We start from the raw sequence: 14057 nt of genomic DNA, 5'->3' as shown, positions 1-14057 counted from the left end.
CCCCCGGCCCGCTCACGCCCAATACCGTGCTGAGGGCGTCCGGAATCGGGACAGGCGGGCTGGGCGCCAACGCCGGTTGGGCTCGCTACGACATCGCCGATGCCACGGTGGCCAGCAACGGGCCTCGCGTCGAGCCTTCCGTTGCGCGCTCGGGCAACATCGATGTGAAATGAGTTGCTCGCGCCGGTAAGCTGCTGGTTCATGGGGTTCACCGGGAAAGCATCCGTGGCGGCGCGATGTGCCGCCGCCGGGCTGCTTCTTGCCGGCTGGGGCCTGTCGGCCGGTGTGGCCGGCGCCGATCCTGAGCCGTCGCCGTCGCCGTCGCCCACAGCCTCACCCGGACCGTCGCCTTCGCCGGCCGCGTCACCCGCATCGGCACCGAAGACGACGATCGACCACGACGGCACGTATGCGGTGGGCACGGACATCGCGCCGGGCATCTACAGTTCGGCGGGGCCCGTCGGCGAAGGCACCTGTTACTGGAAGCGGACGAGCAACCCCGACGGCAACCTCGTCGACAACGCCATGAGCAAGAAGCCGCAGGTGGTGCAGATCGACCCGGGCGACAAGTCGTTCAAGACGACGGGCTGCCAGCCCTGGCAGCTGACCCCCGACGCCGCACTGCCTCCCAGCGCGCCGCCCGCCGGTGTGCAAGGCACTCTCGGCATCCTCAACGGGCTGCTCGGCGGCCAGAACGGCCAGCAACCCCCCCATTCCTGACGGGAGTCCGCGGCCGTTGGCAAGTGATGCGGGTGAGCCGCAGCCGGTCGTCGTCGTCGGGGCCGGCGTCAGCGGTTTGACGTCGGCGATCAGCCTGGCCGAAGCGGGCTGGCCGGTGCGGGTGTGGGCGGCCGCGATGCCACAACAGACGACCTCGGCGGTGGCCGGCGCGGTGTGGGCTCCCCCGCGGCCCGCCGAACGCGCCGCGGCGACCCTGGGTTGGAGCGAGCATTCCCTGCGGGTGTTCCGCGAACTGGCCGGCGACCCGGGCACCGGCGTTCGCATGGCACCGGCGCTGGCCGTCGGGGAATTCATCGGCGCCGAGGCGGCCGCGCCGGCGGGCGAGCTCATCCCCGACCTGCGGCCGGCCGACCCGGCCGACGTCCCGGCGGGCTTCGGCGCCGGCTTCCGCGCCACGATGCCGATGATCGACATGCCGGACTACCTCGACTACCTGACCCGGCGCCTGGCCACTGCCGGCTGCGAAATCGAGGAGCGTCCGGTCGGGTCGTTGGCCGAGGCCGCAGACGCCGCACCGATCGTCGTCAACTGCGCCGGGCTCGGCGCCGCAGCGCTGACCGGCGACGACACCATGCGGCCGCGGTTCGGTCAGCACGTCGTGCTAACGAATCCCGGCCTGCGGCAATTGTTTATCGAGCTGAACGAGGCGCCGGAGTGGACGTGCTTCTTCCCCCACCCGCAGCGGGTGGTGTGCGGCGGCATCAGCATCGCCGACCGCTGGGACACCACCGCGGACCCCGAGGTGACCGACCGCATCCTGCAGCGGTGCCGCCGGATCGAGCCACGCCTCGGCGATGCCGAGGTGATCGAGACGATCACCGCGCTCCGTCCGGACCGGCCGTCGGTGCGGGTGGAAGCCGAACCGCTCGGGCGGGCCCGGTGCATCCACAACTACGGCCACGGCGGCAACGGTGTGACCCTGTCGTGGGGTTGCGCGCGCGACGTGGTGCGTCTGGTCGGCGGGGTCGCGCGGTGAGCATCGACTACCTGCTGGACGACCACGTCGCCACCATCACGATCAACCGCCCGGAGACGCGAAACTCGTTGGATATGGCGCACTTCCGTGACTTGGCCCACGCCTGGGCGGCGTTCCGCGACGACGAACGGGCCTGGGTGGCGGTAATCACCGGCGTCGGCCGGGACTTCTGCACGGGCGCCGACCTCAAGAAGTTCATCCCCGAACTCACCGGTGACCTGCCCAGGCCCGAGGGGTGGAACAAGGACGACGCCATCCACGCCGTCCTGCATCGGTTCCCGGTGTACAAGCCGATCGTCGCCGCCGTGAACGGGACGTGCGTCGCGGGCGGCTTCGAGATGCTGACCTCCACCGACATTCGCGTCGCCGTCCCCGACGCGCGCTTCGCGGTGATGGAGCCCAAGCGCGGCCTGTTCGCCGGCGGCGGAAGCACCGTGCGGCTGCCGCGCCAGCTGCCCTACCCGTGGGCGATGGAGCTGCTGCTGACGGCGGACATGGTGGACGCCGAACGGGCCCTGGCCATGGGACTGATCAACCGGGTGGTCCCGGCGGATCAACTGATGGACACCGCCTACGACTTCGCCGAGCGCATCGTTGCCAACGCGCCGCTGGCGGTGTTCGCGACGAAGCAGTCGGCCGTGGAAGGGTTGGCGCTCGACCTCCAGTCGGCCTACGACAACGAAACCCGGCACAGCGACCGCGTTTTCGAGACCGACGACGCCAAGGAGGGGCCGCGCGCGTTCGCCGAGAAGCGACCGCCGCGCTGGCGGGCCCGGTGAAGCTCAGCCGCGCGTGACGTCGCGGATCACCAGCGACAGCACCCAGCTCACGATCGACAGCAGGATCGCGGCCCAGATCGCCGTCCACCAAAAGTGGTCGATCTGCAGTCCCCAGTGGGTGGTGTGCGCGGTGATCCACGCGGTGATCCACAACATCAACGCGTTGATCACGATGTGGATGAGCCCGAGGGTCAGGATGTAGAGGGGAATCGACAAAAACTGGACGACCGGCTTGATGAACGCGTTGACCAGACCGAAGATCACGGCGACGACGAAGATGATGCCCGCCGTCTGCAACGTGGTGGTGCCGCCGACGAATCTCATTCCGTGCATGAAGAGAGTGACGATCCACATTGCAATACCGGTGAGCGCGGCGCGAAGCAGGAAAGGTCCCATGCGGGAGATCCTGCCACCCGGCGGCCGGTTTAGTTCAGGTTGTAGAAGCGCTGCGCGTTGAGGCCGCCGATCTTTTCGCGTGCCTCCTCGCTGATGTCCGCGCGGGTCCGCAGGTGCTTGGTGCTCTCCGGCCATTCGCCGTCCCAGTGCGGGTAGTCGCTGGCGAACATGATGAAGTCGGCGCCGAGCACGTCGATCACGCCGGGCAGGATCGGTTCCTCCGGCTCGCACGTCACGAAGATGTTGCCGGCGGCCAGGTACTCGTGCGGATCGCGACGCCAGCCGCGCTCGACCCAGTCGCCCCGCTTCTCGTAATGCTCATGCAGGCGATCGATGAAGAACGGGACCCACCCCGCGCCCGCCTCGAGGAAGGCGACCCGCAGCTGGGGATGCCGCTCGAAGACGCCGCCGGAAACCATCGCGGTCATCGCGGTCATCTGGTCGAAGGGAAAGCTGATGCAGTGCACCTGAATGTAATTGGTGAAGCGATCCACGCCGATCTTCGGCAGGTGGATGCCGGGGGCACCGTGAACGCCCAGCGGCATCCCGAGTTCGACGGCCGCGGCGTAGAACGGATCGAGGTCGGGGTGGTCGAGGTTGCGGGTCTTGAGCGCCGGCGGGACCAGCGTCGCCACCAGCCCGAGTTCTTTGGCTTCCGTCATGACGTCGATCGCAGCCTGGCCGTGTTCGATCGGGGTAACGGCGACGCCGAGCAACCGGCCCTGCGAGGACGCGCAGTAATCCGCGATCCACTGGTTGTAGAGCCGCGAGAATCCCGCGGCGAATTCCGGGTCCTCGAGGCTGGGCGCACACAGGCCCATGCTCGGATACAGCACCATCGTGTCGATGTGATCGCGGTCGGCATCGCCCAGCACCCCCTCGGGTGTGCGGCAATTGATGTCGGGTGCCTTGCTGATCCCGTGTTCGGGCGGGCAACCCGCACCGGGACCCTCGTCCTCCGGATAGTTGCGGCCCTCGAACACCAACCGCAGGCGGCCGTCCGTGCTGGGCCTGACGTGGTCGGGCCAGCGTTTGATCGCTTCGATCGCCAGCGAGGAGTTCTCGGCGACGTGTCCATCGGCATCGATGATTCGCATGTATCCGGAACTTACTCTCGCGCATCGCCGCCCGGTACTGCAACGATGCTGAAGTGACAACACAACCTTCTCGGCAGAAGTTGACCGCCGATCAGCGGAATTCGTTCGTCGCGGCGTTGCTCGGCTGGACGATGGACGCCTTCGACTACTTCATCGTCGTGCTCGTCTACGCCGACATCGCCAAGACGTTCCACATCAGCAAGGCGGAGGTCGCGTTCGTCACCACGGCCACCCTGATCATGCGCCCCGTCGGCGCGCTGCTGTTCGGGCTGTGGGCCGACCGCGTCGGGCGGCGCCTCCCGCTGATGGTCGACGTGATGTTCTACTCGGTGGTCGGCTTCCTGTGCGCGTTCGCCCCCAATTTCACTGTCCTGGTGATCCTGCGGCTGCTGTACGGCATTGGCATGGGCGGCGAGTGGGGGCTCGGGGCCGCGTTGGCCATGGAGAAGGTTCCGGTGGAGCGGCGCGGGTTCTTTTCCGGGCTGCTGCAAGAGGGTTACGCGTTCGGCTACCTGCTGGCGAGCGTCGCGTCGCTGCTGGTGATGAACTGGCTGGGGCTGTCGTGGCGCTGGCTGTTCGCCTTGAGCATCATCCCGGCACTGATCAGCCTCATCATCCGATACCGGGTGGAGGAGTCCGAGGTCTGGGAGGCCGCGCAGGACCAGATGCGGCTCACCAGCACCAGGATCCGCGACGTGCTGCGCGACGGGGCGATCATCCGCCGATTCTTCTACCTGGTCCTGCTGATGACCGCGTTCAACTGGATGAGCCACGGCACCCAGGACGTCTACCCCACCTTCCTGGGCGCCACGGGCAATCATGGCGCCGGCCTGCCCAGCGCGACCGTCAAGTGGATAGTCATCGTCTACAACGTCGGCGCGATCATCGGCGGGCTGTTCTTCGGCACGATGTCGCAGCGGTTCGGCCGCCGCTACACCATCATCTTCTGCGCGCTGCTGGGCCTGCCGATCGTGCCGCTGTTCGCCTACTCGCACAGCGCGGCGATGCTGTGCCTCGGCTCGTTCCTGATGCAGCTCTGCGTGCAGGGGGCGTGGGGGGTGATTCCCGCTCACCTCACCGAGATGTCCCCGGACGCCATCCGCGGCCTCTACCCCGGCGTGACCTACCAGCTCGGGAACCTGTTGGCCGCGTTCAACCTGCCCATCCAGGAACACCTGGCCGAGTCGCACGGCTACCCCTTCGCGCTGGCGGCGACGATCGTGCCGGTGTTGATCGCCGTGGCCTTCCTCACGCTGATCGGCAAGGATGCCACGGGGATTCGGTTCGGCACCTCCGAAAGCGCTTTCCTGCCAACCGAAATGACGTGAGGTTATTCGGCGCCGCTCAGCATTCGCAGCAGCAGGTGCATCGCCACCGTCGTCGACCGCTCACGGACGTCGGAACGGTTGCCGGGCAGCCGCAGCGTTCTTGTATCGGTGCGGCCATCGGCGAGCATCACTGTGAAACAGACTGTCCCGACGGGCTTTTCCGGGGTTCCCCCGCCCGGGCCGGCGATCCCGGTGATCGCGACGGCGGTGTCCGCACCGAAGCGCTTGAGCGCGCCTTGTGCCATCGCCTCGGCCACCGGTTCGGACACCGCGCCGTGCTTCTCGATCAGGGCCGGGTCGACGCCGAGCAGTTGCGCCTTCGCGTCGTTGGAGTAGGACACCACGCCGCCGGCCACGTAGTCCGAGGAACCGGCCCGGTCGGTCAGCCGCGCCGCCAGCAGGCCCGCGGTGCAGGATTCCGCCGTCGCTATCCAGCGGCCTTGCAGCAACCGCGCCACCAGGTCGTCGACCCTTGCGCCGTCTTCGGAGTAGATCTGACGTCCGTGCCGGTCGCGCAGCACCTCGGTCAGGCGCGCATAGGCGTCCGCGGCGTCCGGCTCGTAGCGGGTGACCATTTCGATCTCCCCGCGCCGCAGGCACGTGGTGATCTCCAGGCGGTCAAAGCCGGGAACGGATTTCTCGGCGTCGCGCAGCGTTTCGGCCAGCCCCGACTCGGGCAGCCCGAACATCCGGATCGTCTCCTGCCGGTAGGTCGTTCGGCCGGCGATCGCCTCCTGCGCGGCGGACGTCTCAATTGCCGTGTCCCACATGGGCTGAAGCTCGCGCGGCGGTCCCGGAAGCACGATGACCGTCGGCTTGCCGGGCACCACCACACCCGGTGCGGTGCCCACCGGGTCGAGCACCTGCGCGCCGTCGGGGATCATCGCCTGTTTGCGGTTGGCGGCCCTGATGGACTCGAAAGTGCCGGGATCCAGGGCGGATTGGAACGCGGGATTGCGGGCCATCAATTTCTTGAGGATCTCGGCGATCTTGTTCTCGGTTGCCTCGTCGAGGACCAAGTCGCGGCCGCAGAAGCGCGCCACCACCTCGACGGTCATGTCGTCGGCCGTCGGGCCCAGGCCGCCGCTGGTGACGATCAGGTCCACGCCCTGCTCGGCCATGAAGCGCAGCTGCGCCTCGATGTCGGCCGGGCGGTCGCCGCAGATGGTGATGTGCGCCAGCTCGACGCCCAGCTCGAGGAGGCGATCGGCGATCCAGGGCCCGTTCGCGTCCTGGACGCGCCCGGTTAAGACTTCGGTTCCGGTGACGACTATGCCCGCGCGTGCGCTCACCGGGTTGAGCCTACTGGCGTGCCGTCGGCCGGTTGACTGAACTAGCCTGAGGCCGTGGCCGGGACGTCTGCGGCACCGCGGATTCGCTACGCCAGATGCGGTGACATCGACATCGCCTACCAGGTCTTCGGGGAAGGCCCGGTCGATCTGGTCTTGCTGGCCGGACCATCGATACCGATCGACTCCATCGACGCCGAACCCTCGCTGTACCGCTTCTACCGGCGTCTGGCGTCGTTCAGCCGCGTGATCCGCTTCGATTTCCGCGGGATGGGCCTGTCGTCGCGAGTGCCGTCGCTGGAGATGATCGGGCCGAAGTTCTGGGCCGAGGATGCGATCGCGGTGATGGATGCGGTCGGCTCCGAGCAGGCGTCCATCCTCGCGACAAGCTACAACGCGATGAGCGGGCTGGTGCTCGCCGCCGACTACCCCGACCGGGTGCGCAGCCTGGTGGTCATCAACGGCACGGCGCGGGTGCTGTGGGCGCCCGACTACCCCGTCGGGGCCCGGCCGAGCGCCACCGACCCGTTCACGTCCGTCGCGATCGAGCCCGACGCGGTTGAACAGGGGTTCGACGTGCTGGGAATCATCGCGCCCAGCGTCGCCCGCGACGACGCGTTTCGCGCGTGGTGGGACATCGCCGGCAACCGCGCTGCGTCGCCGAGCATGGCGCGCGCCGTCAGCAAGGTCGTGACCGAGAGCGACGTACGCGACACGCTCCCGCGCATCGGCGTGAAAACCCTTGTCTTGCATCGAGATCGCGTGAAATTCATTTTGGCGGACAACGGTCGTTATCTCGCGGAGCACATCGCCGGGTCACGCTATGTCGAATTGCCGGGCGAAGATTCGCTGTACTGGGTCGGCGACGCCGGGGCGATGCTCGCGGAAATCGAGGAGTTCATCACCGGTGTCCGCGGGGGCTCGGACAGCGAGCGCGTGCTCACCACCATCGTCTTCACCGACATCGTCGGCGCCACCCTGCGCGCCGCGGAGCTCGGCGACCAACGCTGGCGGGATCTGCTCGACCGGCACGACACCGCGGTCCGCCGGGAAATCAGGCGATTCGGCGGGACCGAAAGGAACCGGGCCGGTGACGGATTCCTCGCGACGTTTGCGAGTCCCAGTGCCGCAATCTCGTTCGCCGAGGCCGTCGTCGACGCGGTGCGCGTGCTCGGCGTCGAGGTCCGGGTGGGCATCCACGCGGGCGAGATAGAGGTTCGCGGCAACGACGTCGCCGGACTGTCCGTACACATCGGTGCGCGCGTTTCGGCGCTGGCCGGACCGAGCGAGGTGCTGGTGTCCTCGACGGTGCGCGACATCGTCGCCGGCTCCGGGCGCGAGTTCGCAGCACGCGGTGAGTATGAGCTCAAAGGTGTCCCGGACTTATGGCGGCTCTACCTGTTGGTCCGCGAGAAGGAGACCAGGACGCCCTAGCCGCCAGGTGTGCCGGGTTGACCTGTTGCGCGACAATGAGCCGATGATCGAGCTAGAGGTAGCGCAAGCCGACGTCACCAAGCTCGAGGTCGACGCGATCACCAACGCCGCCAACACCCAACTGCGGCACGGCGGCGGTGTCGCCGCGGCCATCTCCCGCGCCGGCGGACCCGCGGTACAGCGTGAGTCGACCGAGAAAGCGCCGATCGGGCTCGGCGAAGCCATCGAAACCACCGCCGGCGACATGCCGGCGCGCTTTGTGATTCACGCGGCGACGATGGAACTCGGCGGCCCGACCTCGGCCGACATCATCTCGCGCGCCACGGATTCCACGCTGCGCAAGGCCGACGAACTCGGCTGCCGCTCCTTGGCCGTGGTGGCCTTCGGCACCGGCGTCGGCGGGTTCCCGCTCGAAGACGCGGCGCGGCTGATGGTCGACGCCGCCCGTCGGCACCGGGCGAGCTCCTTGGAGAAGGTGGTGTTCGCGGTCCACGGCGAGGCGGCCGAGCGGGCGTTCCGCGACGCGGTGCAGCAGGCTTAACCGTCGGAGAGATAACGCTCGACCGTCGCGACCTTCTGCGTCATCGCGTCGTGCGCGCCGGGCCGCCAGTCCGCCTTGATCACCGTGCTGACCCGCGGCGCGCGAGCGGCCACCGCCTCGACGGCGCGCTGCACGACGTCCATGACTTCCCCCCAGCTGTCACCCTCGATCACGGTGAACATGGAGTCGGTCCTGTTGGGCAGCCCGGACTCGCGAACCACGCGGACCGCGTCGGCGACGATCTCGCCGACGCCCTCTCCGACGCCCAGCGGGGTGACCGAAAACGCGACGAGCACGGACACGTGACGAGCCTACCCAACCTTTTCGCGGCAAGCCTGGCAGCATCGAGGGCCATGCGGGTTCTGGTGCAACGGGTCTCGTCGGCGTCGGTTTCGGTCGACGGCCGGGTGGTGGGAGCCGTCCGGCCGGACGGCCAGGGCTTGTTGGCGTTCGTCGGCGTCACCCACAGCGACGACCCCGACAAGGCGCGGCGGCTGGCCGAAAAGCTCTGGTATCTGCGCATACTCGCCGACGAACGGTCCGCGGCCGACGTCAACGCGCCGATCCTGGTGGTCAGCCAGTTCACCCTGTACGCCGACACCGCGAAGGGCCGGCGCCCGTCGTGGAACGCCGCCGCGCCCGCCGGGCTCGCCGAACCGCTGGTGACGGCGTTCGCGGAGGCGCTGCGGGCGCTGGGCGCCGAGGTGCAGACGGGCGTGTTCGGCGCGCACATGCAAGTCGAATTGGTGAACGACGGCCCGGTCACGGTCGCTTTGGAACTTTGACGGTGGCCGCGCAGGTACGTTGGTGAGTCGGGAGGGCTGAATCCGCTATGAGCACGACACCTGAATTCGGGTCGCTTCGTTCCGACGACGACCAGTGGGACATCGTCAGCGGCGTGGGCTACACCGCGCTGCTGGTGGCGGGATGGCGCGCGCTGCACGCCGTGAGCCGCCAGCCGTTGGTCCGAGACGACTACGCGAAGGTATTCATCGCCGCCTCGCAGGACCCGTATCTGGCGGGCGTGCTCGCCAATCCGGGAACCTCGGACGACGAGACGGCCTTCCCCCGCTTGTACGGCGTGCAAACACGGTTCTTCGACGATTCTTCGTGTCCGCGGGTGACGCGGGCATTCGGCAAGCGGTGATCGTCGCGGCCGGACTGGATTCGCGGGCCTATCGCCTCGAATGGCCGGATGGCACAACGGTTTTCGAAGTCGACCTGCCGAAGGTCCTGGAATTCAAGGCCCGCGTGCTCGACGAGCAGGGCGCCACGCCCAAGGCCCGCCGGATCGAGGTCGGAGCCGACCTGCGCACCGACTGGTCGCGGCGATTGGAAGAGGCCGGCTTCGACACGGAAGCACCGAGCGCCTGGTCGGTGGAGGGAGTGCTGCCCTACCTCACCGACGAAGCCCAGAACACGCTCTTCACCCGCATCAGCGGGCTCAGCGCGCCGGGCAGCCGAATCGCCATCGGCGCGCTGGGATCGCGGCTGGACCGCCAGCAGCTCGCCGCCCTGGAGGCCGACCATCCCGGGGTCAACATGTCCGGCGACGTCGACTTCTCCGCCCTCACCTACGAACCCAAATCCGACCCGGCGGACTGGCTCGCCGGACACGGCTGGGCCGTCGAACCGGTCCGCAACACGCTGGATCTGCAGGCCGGCTACGGGCTGACCCCGCCGGAGGTCGACGTCAAGATCGACGCCTTCATGCACTCGCAATACATCACGGCGACGCGCTCGGCGTGAGCCTGGACTAGGGCGTTAGCAGGACCTTCACCTCGTCACCGGAGCGCGCCTCGGCCGTCGCGTAGCCTTTGGCCGCCTCGTCCAATGGCAGTGCGGTGGTGAAGATTCCGTCGACGTCGAGCCGGCCGGACCGCAGCAGCGGGATCAGCTCGGGCCAGGTCCGCTGGACGGGCGCCGTGGTCATCCGCAGGGTGATGCTGCGAATCAGGCAGCCGAGCGCGTTGAGCGGAAACGGATTCATATCGTGCACACCGACCACCGAGACGGTGCCGCCCGCCCGCACCGCATTGAGCGCGTCGGTCAGCGACGCGTCCGTGGCGACGGCGTCGATCACCGCGTCGGCGCCCCGACCCCCCGTCGCGGCGAGGATCGCTTCGACCGCCGGCGCCTTGATCGGCGTGGCGCCCCACCGGGCGGCGCGATCCAGTCGGCCATCGACCTGATCGACGGCGAAAACCGTTGCCGCGCCTTGGAAAAGCGCGCTGCGCAGCGAGCACAACCCGACCGCGCCCAGGCCGATCACGGCCACGGTGCCGCCGTACGGAATGTCGGCGCGCTGCGCGGCGGCCCAGCCCGTTGCCAGGTTGTCGGTCAGAAGCAGCGCCTGCTCGGTGCTGATCCCCTCGGGCGTCCGCAGCAGCTGAAAGTCGGCGGCGGGCACGGCGAGCAGATCGGCCTGCGCCCCGCCGAGCAGGCCGCCGCCGAAGATCTGAAACCCGGAGTAGCACATGACCGGATCGCGGGTGGCACACCCCGGGCAGTGGCCGCAGCCGGTCACCGAGGACACCATGACCTGGTCGCCGGCCTTGACCGTGTGTACCTCGGGTCCGACCTCCACGACCGTGCCGACGGCTTCGTGGCCCAGCGCGATCGGATCGGGCATGGTGAAATCGGCCTCGTAGAAGTGCAGATCCGATCCGCAGATGCCGGCGGCGGTGACCTCGACGATGGCCCCGTCAGGGCCGGGAAGCGTGGGATCGGGGCGGGTCTCGACCCGGATGTTGCGGGGTCCGTCGACGACTACCGTGCGCATGGTGGTGTGCTCACTTTCCCTGCTCACTTTCCTGCCGCACAACGAATTGTGACCAGTCGGGCTCGCGCACCGCGGCCCAGTACTCGTTGAGGCGCCACGGGCTGACGGTGTGGATCTCGCCGTCGGCGTTCTTGAAGTACGAGTGTTTGACCGCCGGGTGCGACCAGACCATCTTCTTGATCTGCGTTTGTGTCCGCTCGTGCCATGCGGTGGCGGCTTCGCCCTTCGGCTCGATCGAATGCAGGTTCTCCTCGGCCAGCCGCCTGAGGCACTGGTCGACGTAGCGCATCTGCAGTTCGGATTGGAAGATCAGGCTGCCCCCGTGGGCGAGGTGGGTGCCGGGTCCGTAGATGATGAAGAAGTTCGGGAATCCCGGCACCGTGATGCCCAAGTAGGCATACGGGCGGCTCCCCCACATCTCGTGCAGGTCAATCCCGTTGCGCCCCCGCACCTTCAGCGGCCACAGCACGTCGGTGTGCCGGAACCCGGTGGCATAGACGATCACGTCCGCGTCGTATGTCGCGCCGTCCTCGGTGACGACGCCGTGCGGTGTGATCTGCCGGATCGGTGTGCGTACCAACTCGACGTTGTTCCGTTGCAGCGTCCGCAGCCAACTGCCGTTGTCCTGCAGGGTCCGCTTGCCCGTGGCGGGGTAGTCGGGCAGCACCTTGTCCAGCAATTCGTGTCCCTCGCCGACCTGGCTGGTGATCCACTGCGAGAACATCATTCGCGCAGCGGCGTTGATGTCGCTGACGGCGTAGTCCTGGTCGGCGTAGTTCGGGTCGCCTTCGGCCGCGTCCAGGCCCTTGTCGGCGCCGGGCCACAGCACGAGAAACCGATACCAGCGGCCGTAGAACGGCAGATGACGCATCGCCCAGCGCACGCCGTCGCCGACCTCGTCGTGGTACATGGCGTTGGGGAACATCCATTGCGCCGTCCGCTGGAACACCGTCAGGCGCTCGACCTGATCGGCAATCGCGGGCGCGATTTGAAATCCGCTGGCGCCCGCCCCGATCAGCGCGACGCGCTTGCCCGTCAGGTCGACCGAGTGGTCCCAGGCGGCGGAGTGAAATGAGGGTCCCTCGAAGCTGTCGGCTCCGTCGAACTCGGGAAGGTGGGGCCGGTTCAGTTGTCCGACCGCGGTGACGACGGCCCGCGCGGTGAGTGTGCTCGTCTCGCCGTCGGCGCTGCGGACCGAGACGCTCCAGACACCGTCGCCGTCGTTCCACTCGGCCGCGAGTACCTCGGTGTTCCACCGGATGTGCTCGGACAGGTCGTGCTTGTTCATCACCTCGGTGAAATAGTCCTGCAGCTCGTGCTGCTCGGCGAAGAAGTGAGTCCAGTCGTTGTTGGGTTCGAAGCTGTAGCAGTAGAAATGGTTTGCGACGTCGACGCGGGCGCCGGGATAGCTGTTCTCCCACCACGTTCCGCCGGGGCCGGCGTTCTTTTCGACGATAGTGAACGGGATGTTGGCCTGTTTCAGGCGGATTCCGGCGAGGATGCCGGATTCGCCGCAGCCGACCACCAGCACGGGAAGCTCGGCGGCGGATTGTGCCGGCAGGGCTGCCGGGCGGCGGGGATCGACGCCCTCGAGATCCATTTCCTCCAGGATCAACGGCAGGTAGTCGTCGGTCACGTGTTCGCAGGCGGCCCAGTCCATCATCTCGCGAATGAGGTCGAGGCTCAGCGGCTCGGGCTCGGGGCAACCGCGGTCCCGGTAGTCGGTGATCACCGGCAGCGCCGCCGCGCGGGCCCGGGCCTTGTCCTCCTCCGACATGAACCCCTGGACCTCGTTGAGGAAGATCCCCATGGGCTTGAAGTCGCGGATGAACCGAGGGTCGCCGGTGATGTGGACGAGCGAAAGCAGCAGCGTCGGGACGCTGACATCCTCGAGCGCGGCCGCGATTTCGGCCGTCGAAGTGGTGAACGGACGGCCGGCGTAACGGCTGCGCATCAAGCCGATTCCTTCCGTTAGACGGGGCGCCCGGGAATTACGCTACGCACGGTTTCGTAATTGGCAGCACCACGCTACCGCGTGACGCCCGAGACGATCAAGAGCCGCTAAGGGTCGTCGTCGGTGTCGCGGAGGAATCGTTCGGGGTGGTGGAAGTTGTTGGTGCGGGGTTGGCCGTGGTCGAGGTGGGGTGGGGGGATCCATTCGGTTTCGCCTCGGGTGTTGGTGCGGGTGGTCCAGCCGTGTTCGGCGAGGCGGTTGTCGGGTCCGCAGGCCAGGGTGAGGTCGTCGATGTCGGTGCGGTGGGTGGTTGTCCAGCCGCGGACGTGGTGGACCTGGCTGTGGTAGGCCGGGGCGTCGCAGCCCGGTTTGGTGCAGCCGCGATCGCGGGCGTAGAGCATGATCCGTTGTGCCGGTGAGGCCAGCCGCTTCGTGTGATACAGCGCCATCGGCTTGGCGTCATCGAAGATCGCCAGGTAGTGATGGGCGTGGCCGGCCCAGCGGATGACGTCGGACATCGGCACCAAACTGCCGCCGCCGGTCAGGGCCTTGCCGGTGGCGGCCTCAAGATCCCGCAGCGTCGTGGTGACCACGATCGACACGGGTAGGCCGTTGTGGGTGCCTAGCTTTCCGGAGGCGAACAGGGCGCGCAGCGCGGCCAGGAACGCGTCGTGGTTGCGCTGGGCCGTCGATCGGGTGTCGCGGCGGATCGCCTGCTCATCAGGGGTGTCGTCGACGAC

The 14057-nt window shown here is 68.1% G+C and carries 14 protein-coding genes and 1 pseudogene; 8 read left to right on the top strand and 7 right to left on the bottom strand.

Annotated elements, in window-relative coordinates:
• Window positions 1-201 precede the first annotated feature (201 nt).
• From A5712_RS10775 to A5712_RS10765, 3 genes are read left to right on the top strand one after another with little or no spacing between them, the layout of a single operon-like run.
• Window positions 202-720 (top strand): hypothetical protein, encoded by a 519-nt coding sequence (locus A5712_RS10775; RefSeq protein ID WP_068104350.1) that lies wholly within the window; start codon window positions 202-204, stop codon window positions 718-720.
• Window positions 721-736: 16 nt separating this feature from the next.
• Window positions 737-1717 carry an FAD-dependent oxidoreductase gene (locus tag A5712_RS10770; RefSeq protein WP_082973386.1) on the top strand — a complete coding sequence of 327 codons (981 nt, stop codon included), beginning with the start codon at window positions 737-739 and terminating at the stop codon, window positions 1715-1717.
• Entirely contained in the window at window positions 1714-2496 is a 783-nt protein-coding gene (locus A5712_RS10765) for an enoyl-CoA hydratase/isomerase family protein (protein ID WP_068104303.1), read from the top strand. Before A5712_RS10770 ends, A5712_RS10765 begins: the two co-directional genes overlap by 4 nt.
• A 3-nt stretch (window positions 2497-2499) precedes the next feature.
• On the opposite strand, the gene A5712_RS10760 is transcribed toward A5712_RS10765, so the two are convergent.
• Together A5712_RS10760 and A5712_RS10755 are read right to left on the bottom strand one after the other, a co-directional pair.
• Window positions 2500-2892, bottom strand: coding sequence for a phage holin family protein (locus A5712_RS10760; protein WP_068104301.1), 393 nt, complete (start codon window positions 2890-2892; stop codon window positions 2500-2502).
• Window positions 2893-2921: 29 nt separating this feature from the next.
• Window positions 2922-3989 carry an amidohydrolase family protein gene (locus A5712_RS10755; protein ID WP_068104299.1) on the bottom strand — a complete coding sequence of 356 codons (1068 nt, stop codon included), beginning with the start codon at window positions 3987-3989 and terminating at the stop codon, window positions 2922-2924.
• A gap of 131 nt (window positions 3990-4120) precedes the next feature.
• On the opposite strand from A5712_RS10755, the gene A5712_RS10750 reads away from it, so the two are divergent.
• Window positions 4121-5317: an MFS transporter gene (locus A5712_RS10750; protein WP_369830382.1), complete on the top strand. Its 1197-nt coding sequence runs from the start codon at window positions 4121-4123 to the stop codon at window positions 5315-5317.
• A 2-nt stretch (window positions 5318-5319) separates the two neighbouring features.
• On the opposite strand, the gene A5712_RS10745 is transcribed toward A5712_RS10750, so the two are convergent.
• Window positions 5320-6609: a competence/damage-inducible protein A gene (locus tag A5712_RS10745; protein WP_068104296.1), complete on the bottom strand. Its 1290-nt coding sequence runs from the start codon at window positions 6607-6609 to the stop codon at window positions 5320-5322.
• A 54-nt stretch (window positions 6610-6663) separates the two neighbouring features.
• Between A5712_RS10745 and A5712_RS10740 the strand changes: the two genes are divergently transcribed.
• Together A5712_RS10740 and A5712_RS10735 are read left to right on the top strand one after the other, a co-directional pair.
• A complete protein-coding gene (locus tag A5712_RS10740) occupies window positions 6664-8040 on the top strand; it encodes an adenylate/guanylate cyclase domain-containing protein (RefSeq protein ID WP_068104293.1) in 1377 nt (458 codons plus the stop codon).
• 43 nt (window positions 8041-8083) lie between these two features.
• A complete protein-coding gene (locus A5712_RS10735) occupies window positions 8084-8581 on the top strand; it encodes a macro domain-containing protein (RefSeq protein ID WP_068104346.1) in 498 nt (165 codons plus the stop codon).
• On the opposite strand, the gene A5712_RS10730 is transcribed toward A5712_RS10735, so the two are convergent.
• The gene (locus A5712_RS10730) at window positions 8578-8883 is read right to left on the bottom strand and encodes an MTH1187 family thiamine-binding protein (RefSeq protein WP_068104291.1); all 306 of its coding nucleotides are present in this window, start codon (window positions 8881-8883) and stop codon (window positions 8578-8580) included. The genes A5712_RS10735 and A5712_RS10730 overlap by 4 nt on opposite strands.
• A gap of 51 nt (window positions 8884-8934) precedes the next feature.
• Here A5712_RS10730 and dtd point away from each other — a divergent pair, with 51 nt between their 5' ends.
• Window positions 8935-9366 carry a D-aminoacyl-tRNA deacylase gene (gene dtd, locus A5712_RS10725; RefSeq protein WP_068104289.1) on the top strand — a complete coding sequence of 144 codons (432 nt, stop codon included), beginning with the start codon at window positions 8935-8937 and terminating at the stop codon, window positions 9364-9366.
• Window positions 9367-9413: 47 nt separating this feature from the next.
• Window positions 9414-10330: pseudogene (locus A5712_RS10720) on the top strand (class I SAM-dependent methyltransferase).
• Window positions 10331-10337: 7 nt separating this feature from the next.
• Here the strand turns inward: A5712_RS10720 and A5712_RS10715 are convergent.
• The 3 genes from A5712_RS10715 to A5712_RS10705 all read right to left on the bottom strand — a co-directional run.
• Window positions 10338-11363, bottom strand: a complete 1026-nt coding sequence (locus A5712_RS10715; RefSeq protein ID WP_068104344.1) for an alcohol dehydrogenase catalytic domain-containing protein — start codon at window positions 11361-11363, stop codon at window positions 10338-10340.
• 10 nt (window positions 11364-11373) lie between these two features.
• Window positions 11374-13317 (bottom strand): NAD(P)/FAD-dependent oxidoreductase, encoded by a 1944-nt coding sequence (locus tag A5712_RS10710; protein WP_068104287.1) that lies wholly within the window; start codon window positions 13315-13317, stop codon window positions 11374-11376.
• Between the two features lie 107 nt (window positions 13318-13424).
• The coding region (locus A5712_RS10705; protein WP_156766509.1) for an HNH endonuclease signature motif containing protein at window positions 13425-14057 on the bottom strand (633 nt) is incomplete at its 5' end.

Origin of the sequence: Mycobacterium sp. E2327 (genome assembly GCF_001672675.1) — a bacterium.
Lineage (GTDB): Bacteria > Actinomycetota > Actinomycetes > Mycobacteriales > Mycobacteriaceae > Mycobacterium.
The sequence above is the reverse complement of the archived record's forward strand: the minus strand, read 5'-3'. Positions and strand labels throughout refer to the sequence as shown.

Bases quoted from the DNA above. Each gene is read 5' to 3' on its own strand.
- A5712_RS10775 (WP_068104350.1), top strand. From the start codon at position 202: ATGGGGTTCACCGGGAAAGCATCCGTGGCGGCGCGATGTGCCGCCGCC.
- A5712_RS10760 (WP_068104301.1), bottom strand. From the start codon at position 2,892: ATGGGACCTTTCCTGCTTCGCGCCGCGCTCACCGGTATTGCAATGTGG.
- A5712_RS10755 (WP_068104299.1), bottom strand. From the start codon at position 3,989: ATGCGAATCATCGATGCCGATGGACACGTCGCCGAGAACTCCTCGCTG.
- A5712_RS10750 (WP_369830382.1), top strand. From the start codon at position 4,121: ATGGACGCCTTCGACTACTTCATCGTCGTGCTCGTCTACGCCGACATC.
- A5712_RS10735 (WP_068104346.1), top strand. From the start codon at position 8,084: ATGATCGAGCTAGAGGTAGCGCAAGCCGACGTCACCAAGCTCGAGGTC.
- dtd (WP_068104289.1), top strand. From the start codon at position 8,935: ATGCGGGTTCTGGTGCAACGGGTCTCGTCGGCGTCGGTTTCGGTCGAC.
- A5712_RS10715 (WP_068104344.1), bottom strand. From the start codon at position 11,363: ATGCGCACGGTAGTCGTCGACGGACCCCGCAACATCCGGGTCGAGACC.
- A5712_RS10710 (WP_068104287.1), bottom strand. From the start codon at position 13,317: ATGCGCAGCCGTTACGCCGGCCGTCCGTTCACCACTTCGACGGCCGAA.